General features: G+C 42.0%; 13 protein-coding genes. All 13 read right to left on the bottom strand.

What is annotated here, in order from left to right; all coding sequences use genetic code 11:
* Positions 1–17: 17 nt before the first annotated feature.
* The 13 genes from O3626_RS06010 to O3626_RS05950 all read right to left on the bottom strand — a co-directional run bounded on the left by O3626_RS06010 (position 18) and on the right by O3626_RS05950 (position 14723).
* On the bottom strand, positions 18–2870 hold the full coding sequence (locus O3626_RS06010; protein ID WP_371495844.1) for an AAA family ATPase: 2853 nt from the start codon (positions 2868–2870) through the stop codon (positions 18–20).
* A 172-nt stretch (positions 2871–3042) separates the two neighbouring features.
* Complete coding sequence (locus O3626_RS06005; protein WP_315375645.1) at positions 3043–3192, bottom strand: hypothetical protein; 150 nt, start codon at positions 3190–3192, stop codon at positions 3043–3045.
* 14 nt (positions 3193–3206) lie between these two features.
* Positions 3207–3884 (bottom strand): hypothetical protein, encoded by a 678-nt coding sequence (locus O3626_RS06000; RefSeq protein ID WP_315375643.1) that lies wholly within the window; start codon positions 3882–3884, stop codon positions 3207–3209.
* 37 nt (positions 3885–3921) lie between these two features.
* Positions 3922–4200: a type II toxin-antitoxin system YafQ family toxin gene (locus O3626_RS05995; protein ID WP_315375641.1), complete on the bottom strand. Its 279-nt coding sequence runs from the start codon at positions 4198–4200 to the stop codon at positions 3922–3924.
* On the bottom strand, positions 4193–4456 hold the full coding sequence (locus O3626_RS05990) for a type II toxin-antitoxin system RelB/DinJ family antitoxin (protein WP_009732165.1): 264 nt from the start codon (positions 4454–4456) through the stop codon (positions 4193–4195). Before O3626_RS05990 ends, O3626_RS05995 begins: the two co-directional genes overlap by 8 nt.
* A gap of 102 nt (positions 4457–4558) precedes the next feature.
* A complete protein-coding gene (locus tag O3626_RS05985) occupies positions 4559–8953 on the bottom strand; it encodes a PolC-type DNA polymerase III (protein WP_315375638.1) in 4395 nt (1464 codons plus the stop codon).
* Positions 8954–9238: 285 nt separating this feature from the next.
* Positions 9239–9778: a hypothetical protein gene (locus O3626_RS05980; protein ID WP_371495840.1), complete on the bottom strand. Its 540-nt coding sequence runs from the start codon at positions 9776–9778 to the stop codon at positions 9239–9241.
* A 37-nt stretch (positions 9779–9815) separates the two neighbouring features.
* Positions 9816–9989, bottom strand: a complete 174-nt coding sequence (locus O3626_RS05975; protein ID WP_371495838.1) for a hypothetical protein — start codon at positions 9987–9989, stop codon at positions 9816–9818.
* 505 nt (positions 9990–10494) lie between these two features.
* Positions 10495–11034 (bottom strand): DUF3592 domain-containing protein, encoded by a 540-nt coding sequence (locus O3626_RS05970; RefSeq protein WP_371495836.1) that lies wholly within the window; start codon positions 11032–11034, stop codon positions 10495–10497.
* Positions 11035–11046: 12 nt separating this feature from the next.
* Positions 11047–11592 (bottom strand): hypothetical protein, encoded by a 546-nt coding sequence (locus O3626_RS05965; protein WP_371495834.1) that lies wholly within the window; start codon positions 11590–11592, stop codon positions 11047–11049.
* 240 nt (positions 11593–11832) lie between these two features.
* The gene (locus tag O3626_RS05960; protein WP_371495832.1) at positions 11833–13452 is read right to left on the bottom strand and encodes a hypothetical protein; all 1620 of its coding nucleotides are present in this window, start codon (positions 13450–13452) and stop codon (positions 11833–11835) included.
* Positions 13453–13467: 15 nt separating this feature from the next.
* Entirely contained in the window at positions 13468–13776 is a 309-nt protein-coding gene (locus O3626_RS05955) for a TIGR04197 family type VII secretion effector (protein ID WP_371495830.1), read from the bottom strand.
* Between the two features lie 557 nt (positions 13777–14333).
* Positions 14334–14723, bottom strand: a complete 390-nt coding sequence (locus tag O3626_RS05950; RefSeq protein WP_371495828.1) for a hypothetical protein — start codon at positions 14721–14723, stop codon at positions 14334–14336.
* Positions 14724–14813 lie beyond the last annotated feature (90 nt).

Here is a 14813-nt window from a genome sequence, read left to right as displayed (position 1 = left end):
TTCTTGTTCCTTCTAGCTTAAGGAAGAACATAGCCTTGATCATCTACCGTATGGGGATGTTCTGTATTGCCATTCTCCCTCAAGGCTTCCAAATCTTGATCCAAAATCGAATTGTAATCCGTACTACCTTCACGGGTTACCCGAGTCGATACTTGGCGCAAGAGTTTTTCATTAAGATTGCGGACCCAGCGACCATTACTATGATCATTGGCACGCATATAATTCTCTCTGACGATCTCTCCATAAAGAGCTTCATTGACTTGGTAGCCTTGCTTGCGCAATCCCAACAGACCGATCTCGACGATCTCATCTGGACTATAGTCTTCAAAGTCAAATGTAGTCGGGATCCGACTTTGCAAACCTGAATTGACCTGCAAGAAGTCATGCATCTCTCTGGTATAGCCAGCAAAGATTATAACGATATCGCGACGGTGGTCCTCCATAAATTTGAGGACTTCATCCAAAGCTTCCTTCCCAAAATCATCATTTACACCGGTAAAGAGGGTATAGGCCTCATCGATAAAGAGGACACCACCCAGTGCACTCTCCAAAACTTCACGCGTCTTCAAGGCTGTATGCCCTTGGTAGCCTCCAACCAGATTGCTCCGCGAAACTTCGATGAATTTCTTCTGCTTGATCACCCCTTTTTGGAAGAGGATATTGCCCAAAATACGGGCCACAGTCGTTTTCCCTGTACCGGGATTTCCAAGAAAGAGAGAGTGCAAGGTCGTGTCTTCGACGATGCCACCTTGTTCAGCCCGTTTTTGATTGAACTCAGCCATGGCTACGAACTGTTCCACTTGCTCTTTCACTTTGGCAATGCCAACCAAACGGTTGAGGGCAGCCATCCCATCTTCTTCCTTATCGGCTCCGGCTTGATACTTACCTTGGTTAAGGACAGCATCGATATCACTATTGAGGATGGTCTCAATATCGTCAGAACCTTGGGCCACCACCCGATCTGCCATGGTCTTGGTCAATTGCTCATCCAGGTTACGGATCCAGCGACCATTGCTCTTATCTAGCGAGCCATCATAGGCCCGTTTGACATGACGCGCATAGTAATCCCGGTCTTCGAGCTTGTAGTCTCCTTTGCTTAGGATCATTTCCCCTAGTTGGACAATCTCATCTCCCGTGAAATCTTCAAAGATGAAATTATTTGGCACCCGAGAACGAAGGCCTGGATTGGTCTTTAAGAACTCCTCCATTTCCTTGGTATAGCCGGCAAAGATAATCATGATATCATCGCGATTGTCCTCCATAAATTTGAGGATGGTATTGATCGCCTCGATCCCAAAATCAGCACCACTATCCTTTTTATCCAAGCTATAGGCTTCATCAATAAAGAGAATACCCCCACGCGCTTTTTCAAGCAGAGCCTGGGTCTGTTCAGCGGTTCCTCCAATATTCGAAGAGATCAGATCGGACTCCGTTGCTTCCACAAAACGGAATTCCTCTCCTGAGAGGACACCTGCATCAAAGAGTACTTGTCCCAAAAGACGGGCCACAGTGGTCTTTCCTGTACCAGGATTCCCCATAAAGGCCGCGTGGAGGGTTTGCTTTTCAGGCGCCTTACCACTGGCAATCCGTTTCTTGTTAAATTCCACCATGTTGATCATTTTCTTGATCTCATGTTTGACTTTTTCAAGACCGATCAGGCTATTGAGTTCCTGAAGAGCATCTTGTTTCTTCTCTGGCTCAGACCCCGTTGTAGGGATTGAAGTCACCGTTGCATCCGTTACTGATCCCGTAGAAGCCACTTGCGCATTGCCCTTAGCCACTTCTCTGCCAACAAGATAGTCACAGTCATCCTCGATTTCCTTGGTCAGATCACGCGCATCGCCCTGCGTATAGGTCAGGGTGCCTGCCTTCACAAAGGCTCCACCTTGAAGCCGGATATTAGGATCCGCAATCTTATGACAAATCATATGCTCAGCCATCAGCACACTCTCATCAAAAACTCCAAATGATATGGTTTGGGCATTTTCATTTAAGAAGGTCGTTTCTCCAGTCAAAGAAGCAAATGATGCTTCATAGACGCATAAAAACTCTGTAAATGTCGCTTGGTGAGCTCGGATCATACTATTGTATGAATTGATGGAGGTCATACGATCCGAATCCGAATTGAATTGAACATTGTTATCAAGACAGACTCCAGTCCCCGTAGGTAGCTCAATTTTACAGTTTTCAGACTCCCAAATGACATTTCTCAACCAAACTGGTGGAAAATCATTTTCCAGATCCCCGCCTGTAATCGTTGAATTTTTTGCGATCACTTCTGAGTCCTTGGCATGGATCGTATTATTCCCAAATTTTTCAATTTGGACATTTTCTAAGGTCAACTTGGAACCTTCGTTTAGCTTTATTTTAGAAAAAATCGTTGAATTGCGAATGGACAATTCCGAAGCGGACATACCGATGGTACTTTGGTGTTTTTCCGGAACCTTCATTCCGACTCCTTCCAAAGTCATTTTCGAATGCGTATCCATATAGATAAAAAATTCATTATTTGTTGGAGTGGTTGCTTCAAAATAGACCTGTTTACAGGTGATGTCTGAGTCATTCCATAAGATCAAAGTAGTATAATTTCCACCAACTTTAAACCACAGATCTTCAAACGTCACCTGAACTCCTTCTACAAATCGGAAGGAAGCCTCAATGATGTTGGTAAACATGCGCCCATTTCCATTAGGATTTGGGACCACATGCCCCACAAAATGAAGGCTCTTGTCGATCTCGATCACTTTATTTGTCGGCCATTGAAAGACATACCCATTTTCAAACTCGATGGTATCCCCATCCTGCGCTTTTTCAAGTGCATCCATAAAGTTCCAACTATTGTTGTAAGGACCTACTAAATATCTTGCCACGCGCTTCTCCTCTGTTTCATTTTTTTGGAAGAACATCCATTGTTTTTCTGTTTCCTGTTTACAAACACTTGTCACTAAAAATTGTAACACAATCCAGATCCAAAGAAAACACTTATCCGGTCTGAACGGACTTAAAAACCTCTATCTTCAAAAAGAAAATAGAGGCTATCATCTAATCTTTCAAGGCTGAACATAAGCTGACTAGAGCAATTGCTCCCGAGAGCATGGCGGTGGAAAGGAGCAACACATGGTCTGCCACTTCTAGCTTGTAGACAAAGACTTTTGCAGCTGGTTTGTCTTCCGCAAAAATGTCAATCTTCATGTTCTATTCCTTTCTTAGTCGTCCTCCTCACCCAGATAGAGGCGTCGTGCTTCTGGGCTGTTGCTAAGAATATCGAGATAGGTTTCATACTCATCAAGCAAGGGTTTTCCTAAAGAAATATCTTGCTCTGGATTCACATTTTTCCCATGGAGAAAGCAGAGATAGAGACGTTCATTGAGCGTTGGAAAGACTTCGAGAGACATGAGCTCAGCCTGCCCTACCCGTTCCCAATCCTGTTCTTGGATATCTGGTAGGATATAGGCTTGGAAGAGGCCCATTAGAGGATTATCCTCTGGTAGGCCACTATCCTTATCGGCCTGAACCAAGGAAAGCCGTTGGCCAAAACCAGCTACTTGGCGCTCCCGCCCCTTCACCGAAACCGTAATCGGATGTCCTCCCATATGGCTATAAATCCATTCTTTAGGCAGCCGATAACCTAAGAGAGGCTCAAGATCTTTGACAATCGTTATAGGACTAGAGCGTAGAAACTGACGAGTGACTGCTTTACAAAAGAGAATATTCTCCTCTTTCAAGGTTACTTCCTTCCAGCTATTTTCCTCCTTAAAATGGTTAAAAAATACCAGATAGGGCTCTCGCACCATTTGTGCTAAAACATAGACGCCATTCCGTAGGCAAATGGAAATGACTTTCCCTGACTTCCAGGGTATTGCTCTTTTTTTCTTTTCTATCATTAGCCAACCTCAAACTGAGCGAGGATCGTTGAATCCATCAAAACAAATCACTGTGACTTCCTGTCCTCAGCAAGTTTAAAATCAATTCATCCTTATCTATTTTGTAAACCAAAAGCCAATCCGGCTGGATATGACACTCCCGAACACCTTGGAAATGCTTGGAATCAGCCAATTGATGGTCACGATATCTGACAGGAAGTTCTTTTTCTTGAACCAGAAAATTCAAAACTTCTTCTAACAAGTCTGCCTTCAAACCACGCTTCATTGCCAACTTAAAATCTTTTTTAAACTGTTTATGATAACGAATCTTAAGCACGCAGGTCCTCCATCAAGTCTGAGACTGATTCAAAGGGTTGACTCATATTCCGATTTTGCTCTACATCCGTTACGACTTGGAGCAACTTCCCATGATCGTCTAATCGAACATCAAAAGGTAAGCCCTGATATTGAATAGCCTGACGGAGGAAAATGTTGATAGCTGTGGTCATATCCATCCCTAAATGATTAAACACCAGTTGGGCCTGCTCCTTAACCTCACTATCCAAACGGATACTCATGCTCGTCTTTGACATATTCTCACCTTCTTTCCATTGATTATTGTAACAAAAAAGAAGGCTATTGTAAATCTATTAGATATACAATAGCCTAATATTTGTTTTACTGTTAAGTTTTCATCAAAACAAATCATCAAAGAGACTCAACTGATTATCCTCTGGCATATTGCCAAGAATGCCCATCTCATCCATCTTTTCAACCAGGGTTGAGGAGACACCGCCGCGCTTGCGGAGCTCGGTCTTAGAGAGGAATTCTCCTTCTTCACGCGCCCGCACGATTTGCTTGGCAACGTTCTCTCCCAGACCATCCATAGCAACAAATGGAGGAATGAGGGTGTCCCCATCAATCAAGAATTCTGTTGCCTGACTGCGATAGAGGTCTAGCTTTCCAAACTTGAAGCCGCGCTCCCACATCTCATTGACAATCTCAAGAGTAGTGTAGAGGTCGATCTCCACATTGGAAGCTTCGTTGTTCTTGCGTTTCTCAGCAATTTCCTTCATCCGAGCTTTCACGGCCTCAAGGCCTGCCCCCATGGTCTTGATGTCAAAGGCCTTGGCCCGAATCGAGAAGTAGGCACAGTAATAATAGAGAGGATGATGCACCTTAAAGTAGGCCACACGAAGGGCCATCATAACATAGGCCGCCGCATGGGCTTTGGGGAACATGTACTTGATCTTCCCACAGGACTCGATGTACCACTCAGGAACATTGTTTTCCTTCATGGCTTGGATGTAGCCATTGCGCTCTTCTTCTGAGATCTTGAGCCACATGCCTTTCCGCACGCGCTCCATGATGGTAAAGGCCGTCTTAGGCTCGAGCCCAGCATGCATGAGGTAAACCATGATGTCGTCCCGACAGCCGATAACGGTCGATAGGTCGGCAATGCCCGCCTTGATCAAGTCTTGGGCATTTCCCAACCATACGTCGGTACCATGAGACAGACCAGAGAGCTGCAAGAGTTCCGCAAAGGTCGTCGGATGGGTTTCATCCACCATGCCCCGAACAAAGTTGGTCCCAAACTCTGGGATCCCCAGCATACCAGTTGAAGTCCCGATTTGCTCCGGTGTCACTCCTAGGATATCGGTTCCTGAGAAGAGGGCCATGACACCTGGATCATCCATAGGGATATCATTTGGATCGATGCCTGACAAGTCCTGAAGCTTGCGAATCATGGTCGGATCATCATGCCCCAAGACATCGAGCTTGAGGACATTCTCATCGATATCGTGGAAGTTAAAGTGGGTGGTCTGCCATTCAGCTGTCACATCATCTGCCGGATACTGGACCGGAGTGAAGTCATAGACATCCATGTAGTTAGGAATAACAACGATTCCCCCTGGGTGCTGACCGGTCGTCCGTTTGACCCCAGCTGCACCGAGAGCTAAGCGCTCGACCTCGGCATCTCGGTAGTACTTGCCATAGTCCCGCTCATAGCCCTTGACAAACCCATAGGCGGTCTTGGCCGCAACTGTACCTACCGTTCCTGCCCGGAAGGCATATTCTTCCCCAAAGATATCACGAACATCCAAGTGGGCGCTCGGCTGGTCTTCCCCAGAGAAGTTCAAATCAATATCGGGTACCTTATCCCCATCAAAACCAAGGAAGGTCTCAAAGGGAATATCCTGTCCGTTTTTGCTGAGTTGGTGGCCACAGTTGGGACAGTCCTTATTGGGCATATCAAATCCTGATCCATAAGAACCATCTGTAATGAACTCACTGTACTGGCACTGGCTGCAGACATAGTGAGGCGAGAGCGGATTGACCTCAGTGATCCCGATCATGGTCGCGACAAAACTGGATCCTACGGATCCACGCGATCCAACCAGGTAGCCCCGCTCATTGGAACGGTGTACCAGCATTTGCGAGGCCAGATAAATCACGGCAAAGCCATTCCCCAAGATAGAGGTCAATTCCTTTTCAATCCGCAGATCGACAATATCAGGGAGCGGATTGCCATAGATCTCGAAGGCTCGCTGATAGGTCAATTCCGCAACCGTTTCTTCGGCCTTGTCGATAAATGGCGTATAGAGGTCGCCCTTGACCACTTCGACCGACTCAAAGGTCTCGGCTAGCGCATTGGTATTTTCAATAACAATCTTGCGCGCCAAGTCTTCTCCCAAAAAGGCAAATTCATCTAGCATTTCATTGGTGGTTCTAAAATGCGCTTTTGGCAATGGTGCTGGCTGGGCATCTTCTCCGTGCCCGATGGTCCGGTTGATCATGGCCCCTTGACCGAGACTACGGACAATGATCTCCCGATAGATCTCATCTTCTGGTTCCAGATAGTGGACATTTCCTGTCGCAAGAACGGGCTTACCTAGGCGATCTCCCACCTCGATCAAGCTCTTGATAATGGTCTGGAGCTCGTCCATGTCCTTGACCTGCTCCTTGGCAATGAGAGGCGCATAGATAGCCGGTGGCATGACCTCGATAAAGTCGTAGTACTTGGCCACTTCGACCGCCGCATCCACACCTTGCGACATGACCGCATCAAAGACTTCCCCTTCTGAGCAGGCCGATCCAAGGATCAAGCCCTCGCGGTGGGCATCCAGCACGGTCTTGGGAATCCGTGGAACTCCTTCGAAATACTTGGTCCCAGAAAGCGAGACCAGTTTAAACATATTCTTAAGGCCGGTCTGGTTCTTGACATAGAGAGTCGCATGCTTAACTCGAGCCTTCTTATAAGAATTCTCATCGATCAAATCGATATTCAGATCCTTGAGATTGGTCACCCCATGCTTTTCAGCGACATCTTTGATGAAGATAAAGAGCAGGCGCCCCGTCGCTTCCGCATCGTAGTTGGCCATGTGGTGGTGCTCCAAGCCCACTCCAAAGCGCTTGGTCAAGGGTCCCAAGCCATGCCGTTTAAAATCTGGATAGAGGTTGCGGGCAAATTCCAGGGTATCGATGACCGGCTGGGTGATCTTAGGAAGACCATGGCGCTCATAGTTGGCATTCATGAAGCCCACGTCAAAGGTGGCATTATGGGCAACGAGCACCGTCCCCTCACAGAAGGCCTGAAATTCCTTCAAGACCTGCACCAAAGGTTTAGCCCCCCGGACGTGTTCATTGGTAATGCCTGTCAATTGGGTCGTAAAGGCCGACAGAGGATGGCCCGGATCGATAAACTCGTCAAACTCCTCAATGACATTGCCCTTGTACATCTTAGAAGCAGCGACCTGGATCAAGTCATTGTAAATGGCTGAAAGTCCCGTCGTTTCCACGTCAAAGACCACATAGGTCGCTTCATTGAGGTCTAGATCCACCTCGTTATAGGTGATCGGTACCTTGTCTTCTACAATATTAGCTTCCATCCCGTAGATCAGTTGAATCCCAGCTTTCTTGGCTGCTTTAAAGCCATGTGGGAAGCTCTGCACATTGCCATGGTCGGTGATCGCCACCGCCTTGTGGCCCCACTCAGCAGCCTTGGCAACCAGCTCTTCGACTTCCGGCAGGGCATCCATGGTCGACATATTGGTATGGGCGTGGAATTCCACCCGGCGCTCCCCTTCTGGCATCAGGTCCTTGCGGGTATAATGCACGACTTCCTGGATGTCTTGGACATTCATGGTCAAGTCGCGCGTGAAATTGTTCATTTCGATATTTCCCCGCACCCGTAGCCAGCTGTTCTTCTTGATCATGTCAAACTTCTGGGCTTCTTCCTCATTTTTGACCCATTTCTGAAGGGAAAAACTAGAAGTATAGTCGGTCATCTTAAAGCTGATCAAGACCCGACCGGTCCGTGTCACCTTGTGTTCCACGTCAAAGACCACACCCTCAAAGACAATCCGGTTCTCTTCCGTCGTGATCTCGATCATCGGGGTGATCTCGGCCTTGTCTAGCTTGGGTTTAGCCGCCGCCTTCTTAGCCTTGAAGTCAAAGACCGGCTTTTCTTCAACTGCTGGTGGCGGAGCCATCTGAGCCAAGGATTCCATAGCCCGCAAGGTCTCTTCATTGGCCGCTTGGAAGATCTTTTCATTTTCCTGCTCAAAACGCGCCACTTCTTGCTCTGTCAACTCCTCATCAGACTCCACCCGACAGGTAAAATGCGGAAAACCAAAGGCTTCCAACTGCTTGGCAAGATTTGGTAAATGATTCTTACGAAAATGCTCCGTATCAACCGAAGATGGCCCAGAGATGATCAATTCCTGCCCTTCCGCGCGCACCTGCAAGTCTTGGTACAGTCCCTTAAAGCCTTGACTAGCGCAAGGCCCATCCTCAAAGACCTCCCGGTAGTAGGCCTGCAATAAATCCGCAGAAAAATCCGGATTGGCCACTTGGATGGTAAAGGTCGCCTGGTTTCCCGTCTTTGAAAATTCGTCCTTCAAGCGCTGGCGCAATTCCTTAAACAAAGCAATCGGCAAGACTTCCGCAAAGGCAAAGCGGAACTCCCAAACCCGGCTGACCTTGTGCACCACGACTTCTTGAATCTCCGCATGTAAAAAGGCACTGGAAGATCGCATCTCCAGCGGCATATCCAGCTGATCCATTAAAATTTCAAAGGTGTTGGACATTGTTTCTCCCTTGATCTTGATTCTTTTGCTCGCTTTTGAGGGGTCGTTTTCTAAGCAAAAACAGACCATTCAAAAACATTCGTAACCCTTATTTTATCACAATTTAAGGATTAATTCGAGGGAGAAGTGAAGACGAAAAAATCACCGAACGAGCGGTGATTCACTTATTTATTGTATCCTTATCATTTTTTACTACATCATATTGTTTAGATAATAGTATTGCCTATTGTTTATCTTTTGCAAATAATTCTTTAAAAGATATTGTCAATAATTATTCCCAGTCTACTATGAATCTCGCAAACCATTTAACACTATTTTTTGTTTTTTCAATATTTTTTTAATTTTACTTGTCTTAAATTCCTGATGAAAATGTATAACACAAGCAAAAGCAAGTAGATATATCATCAGACACAAAAAATCGGTTTCTCTAATATAAGTAACTAAAAAATAAATCTCTAAAATAATAAAAAGAATCTTAATAATAAAAATTGAATTCACCTTTACTAATAGTGTTCTGAGATCTTTTTCCTTCAAAACAACTGTTTTCCAACCAGTTCTCGGATCTTTTTTTCTCACCTTCGATATCATCAATATTCCGCAAACTATCAGAGTTCCAATCATTGCAATACTGATATTCATAGTATACGATAATGTCCCAAATACTGAATTTAAAGCACTTGCAATTCCTTTTAAAAGAAAGACTGTAAGTGGAGCAGCAACCATTATCCAATTGGACGTATTTTTTTGATCTTGATATTGAAATACTTCATTTTCTTCATCAAAATAAATCCATTTTGAATCCAAATAACCAATATATATTTTCATAATTAAAATCTCTCCGTTGGTTTATTAATTAAAAACACTACCTAACCCCACTTACAAACATAGGAATAGCAACCAAAAAAAAGTAAAGAACGACTGAGGTGATTAATAAACCTATGTAACGTTTCCAATTTCCTTTTTGATTCAATTTGTTTACAATATCTTCATTTACAAAGGACTGACTTTGTTCAAATGAATAATTAAATAGTTTCACTTTCTAACTCCTTTATCCAAACCATCCCAATTTAGGATCATTTGCAAATAATTTCTTAGCACTATCTGATATGAAATTCTTCACAACTTTCTCTCCATTATGTAAAGCATTACCGACAGTTTGTTTAACCGAATTTACTGTCTTAGTTACTCCCTTTCCAAAGTCGGAATTCGCAACATTATCGTACAATCCATTGAAGCCTTCTTTTAGATTTTTATCTCAATTTGAAAAAAGATACTCACTTAATCAGAGGAACAACTTTGTTGCACTTGACTTGACAATTAGGGATTTTTTAATAACTCCTTACCTGTCCATGAATCATCATGTTCGTTTTTCTTAGTATCCAAAGATTTTTTCTGTTATACAAATTCACCCTTGATAGTTCTTAATTCTTCATAGATTTTTTTACTTCTCGAGCTTTCTTCAAATATTCTTCTTTTTTGATTGTGCTGCACTAATTTGTGATCGAATTGCAGCTTGTTGACTAGATTTTGACATTTATACCTCATTTCTTAACAAGAACAAAAATTAAAAAAATATACACTAAAAACATCATGATACTAAAAATGATTCCAGCCCATTTATAATACCGATTCACACCGCAATAACGCTCTACATAGGCTCTACTTGGTTTTGCAGGATCATACCAGACTGTCATATAAGAGCATATTGGAAAATGTGTCCGTAAGACGGTATTAAAAGAAACAAATGAATTCCGATGAAAGGTAATAGAATTAGCTAAGATATCTTCTCTTGTATATAGGTTTGGCGCATTTTTAGGTCCCCATGGCGTAGAAACAGTTTTAATAATGAAATAAAGAAATGCTTTTTTATAAGTAACACCATTAACCTTGTATTCGACAATTGGAGGATTCCCACCTAGAAAGCTACTATATCCTACCACAGTCCCTTTTGTAGATGTTTTCGCCAGACGGAGCATTTTTTTATCACGAAAATATAGATAAAAATAAGTGCCACTTACAAAAACTATAGCTAAAACAATTACAATTGTTGAAAGCCAAAATACCATCATCTTGTTTGACATTCATCTCTCCAATTATTCTACAGCGCTCACATCTGACATCTTAAGCATCATCTTAGAGGGATCCGACATTCCATCTACAATTCCCAATTGTTCCTCATTCAGTGGTAACAATATCAAAGTTGCTGAATGAGATGGTAATTCTCCACTGTCCTTGATAAAATAACTAACTTTTTGATTGTCAAGAATAGATTTTCCATCATAAGACCAAGAAATCGAAAAATTCAAATCTTTCTTGATATCCACATCTGTCTTATTGACCAACATGAGCGCTGCTCTTCCTTCAGAAATAGCACCCGTAAAGTAGAGCGCCATATTACCTTCACTTCCGAGTTCAGGATGTTCCTTGACCAATTTTTTTCCTAACTCAATTAGCTTAGATGTTTTACCCTCATACTGAGGTGCGACTACAAATTTCAAGGCCTGTTCTTCTTTAGCAGATGAGGAGTCCTTTGTAGTTTGCTCCGTTTTGTTTGCGGTTGCCTCCTTGGCCTCTTTGTTAGGCTGAGTACAAGCTGTTAAAACAAGTACACTCGCCAGTAATACCATCATCTTTTTCATGGATCATTTCCCTCCTTTTATGATCGAGTTGGATTTAAAAAACAGTTTCTACTATATCATACCGGAATTTAGTTTGAAGAGCCATTTCATCACTAGTTGGAGATAGTTGTAAACTGAATTATCAAACCACCCAAAGGTGGTTTGATAATTCAGTTATAATCTTGCTAGAAAAACCAAAATTCTGAGTAGTGACGCGGTATTCTTTTGCAAAAAATATCCACAAATTAATAAAATCTATATTTAATCCTCTAAGTAGTCTAAACTATCAAGCAATTCATTAACTTCAGGCTCATTTGGATTTTCTTTAGCCGATTGGTTAATTTCTAAATAATCAACATAATTTAATAATCCATTATTTTGTGTATAATTCGGACTTACTCCATTTTTATAAGCTTCCTTTGACATATCATAAGCACCATATATAGTATTGTATAAATTTAGTGTTTCTTGAGTAATGGTTAAATATTTCATCCCATCATTTTTAGCAAACCATTTATTAAAGCCGTCAGCTTCCTCACCACTTGGATATCTACCTGTTTTGTTTATAATATCATGGTATATTCCTGTCCCAGCATTGAATGGAAAATAATCTGGGTTGTCTCCGTGACTATGATATCGAGAATATGCTTGAGTCATCACAATTCCATAATTAATATCATCATCTAAATTCTCGATTTCATTTGGATGATTTGATATATAGTTAGCAATAAAAAGCAATTCCTCAGAAGTATATCCTTCTTGTCCAATTTTAAAGAATTCTTCTGAATGTACTTTTTTCTTCAATCTATTAAACTCTTTTCTTTCCTCACCAGGATATATACGCCAGTACCGTGACATAATTTCTTTATCTTTTTCCGTCAGAGCTTCATTATTTTTTAGCTTATCTTGTACTTTTTTATAAGCTCTTTTAGCAACAATTTTGTCAAGAGTAGTTGTATTAACCTGTATATTCGGATAACTTTCTTTCTTATCTTCTATTGTTCTAATTTCTTCATTTGTTAATTCTTTTCCTGAATCTAACTTATCAACGAGAGAACGGTATTTCATCTCATCCGCTTTAACTTGACGTACTTCTTTGGTATATTGTAGAATTTCCTGATCTACTACTCCTGGATACTCACTATTATACCGTTCAATTGCTGTAAGATCCGATTCTGTTAGCTCCTCTCCGTTATATAATTTCTGAAGAGCCTTATCATAGGCTTCTTGTAGATTAACTGCACGAGCTTCCCATTTTGTTGCAACAGTGGTAGCCCAATCCGTACTTGTTGTACATTCAAAAGTTCTAGCAGCAAAAGAGACACCTAGAGTATGTTCTGCAGAAGCGATTGTTCCCGCAGCATCATTTACTGCGGTGCAGGCTGAAGCAGAAGCGGCATCAAAGGCTTTTAAGTGCTCTAATTTCTCAGTAGCTACTCTAATTTGTTCATCCAGTTCAGATGCCTGTTTACGTAATGATTCTAATGAAGCTTTCTGTGCATCAGTGAGTTTATCTCTTCGTTCAAAACTTGCAATAGAAGAACTAACTTGCATACTTCCTCTAGTTGCGCTATTTATTTCAGTTTGGAGCTCCTCCTCATCCAAACTCTCTGAACCACATAGCGCTGTATAGGTGTCAGCAAGGTAGTCTCCAGCATCTGCGACAGCTTCAGAATATAAGATACAAGCTTGATAATAGGAAACCATAATTCCTGACGCATAAGTACGCGCAGCATCATAGCCATCTCCTTGTAGTTCATATGAGCCACTAAATGTACTAAAGGCATTGATCAGTTGCTGGTAGCCTGCTACACGCTCTTGGGAAGCGCTTGAAGTTGTAGAGGACATCGTCTGAAGGGCCCCGTAGTTTACTTTAACCATCTATCTCTTCCTTTCTCAATTCTTTGCCGAACTATACAGTGCTTCGCTTCCTGTTCCTGTATGACTATTGATATATCCTGCAATAGAGGCATCTGTTGTCTGGAATTCTGAATGAATTCCATGAAGCACCTGAATAAAGTCGATAGCCCTCTCTTTTGCCTGCTCACCTATATTTTTATCATTATCGATATTGCTCGCCATTCCTGCTTGACCTTGATAAACATTGCCATCATCTTTTGTCCCAATAGCTGAACTCACTGAATTTGATGCAGACACAATGCTATCCGCATAGGAATGAACTGTATCATTTGATTGAATTGCCATAGAAAATGTCCTTTCATTGAAGAGGAGTGTTTGGTAGAGTCGTCTTTAAATGGTAAATCATATAAATCAAGTCTTTATTGACCTATTTATTATTCGCTATTGCCAATAATAAATTGCTGACGCGAACCTCTACTTATTGCACATCCTGTTTCATTGTCTACTGTTGAAAAGTCGTCAGATTTAAAAAATAAATCTTCATCAAACAAGCCAAATACGAAACTCGGTCTTTCCTTGGAGCTTTTACCTCATTTATGACAAAGTCACATGAGTGGTTACATAAAACTCTATAAAGTTAGGAACATTTTATCATTCGTTCTATTTTGTTTGATGTCAACTTTTCCTTTTGCTCGGACTGAGATCAGATTATTAAAGAGATCTCACTCATCTAATACCATAATATTATTAAATGTTATTTTTTTCTTCATTTACTTAAGCGAAAAACAAATCCCACTAAAAAATATTACCTTACTATCATACCTAAAATTACTTTGAAAATCAAATTAATTACTAGTTAGAGAGAGTTAAGGGGATAAAAAAAGAGAGAACCGCGGTTCTCTCTAAAATCTATTTTGCTTCGCTTCTTTTTCAGCCAGCTCATTTATGAGTTGAGAGCGTTTCTTTTGAACTATTTCAAGCTGACGCTCTGTCTCACGATACTGCTGTTTTAGTTGCAACTCCTGCTCGTCTAAATCTAAAAAGAGTTTTCGAGTTGTCTCATCCATCTGTTCTAGTAGTTGGATATAAAAGGAGCGGTGAGAAGGTGTTACCCCCATCAAGAGTAGATCATTGAGCTGATAGAGAGCATCTCCTTGAGAATACTCAAGATCTTCACGCAACAGACGAAGCGCTTTTTGCTCATCTTGATTGTCCTCTAACTGAAGATCCAACCTCATCTGATCCTTGTAAAGTACGTCCAACTCCTCTTGTTGTCTATTTTGTTTTTCCATTGATAGGAGAACCTCCAATAGCTAAAATCACTAAAATACTTATCCGTTATTTGACAATACCTTTTTATATCCTGATTTTTCAGTGAGATA

It is taken from the genome of Streptococcus sp. 20925_1_77 (genome assembly GCF_041432125.1).
Lineage (GTDB): Bacteria > Bacillota > Bacilli > Lactobacillales > Streptococcaceae > Streptococcus.
This window is presented reverse-complemented; position numbering and strand designations above follow the sequence as displayed.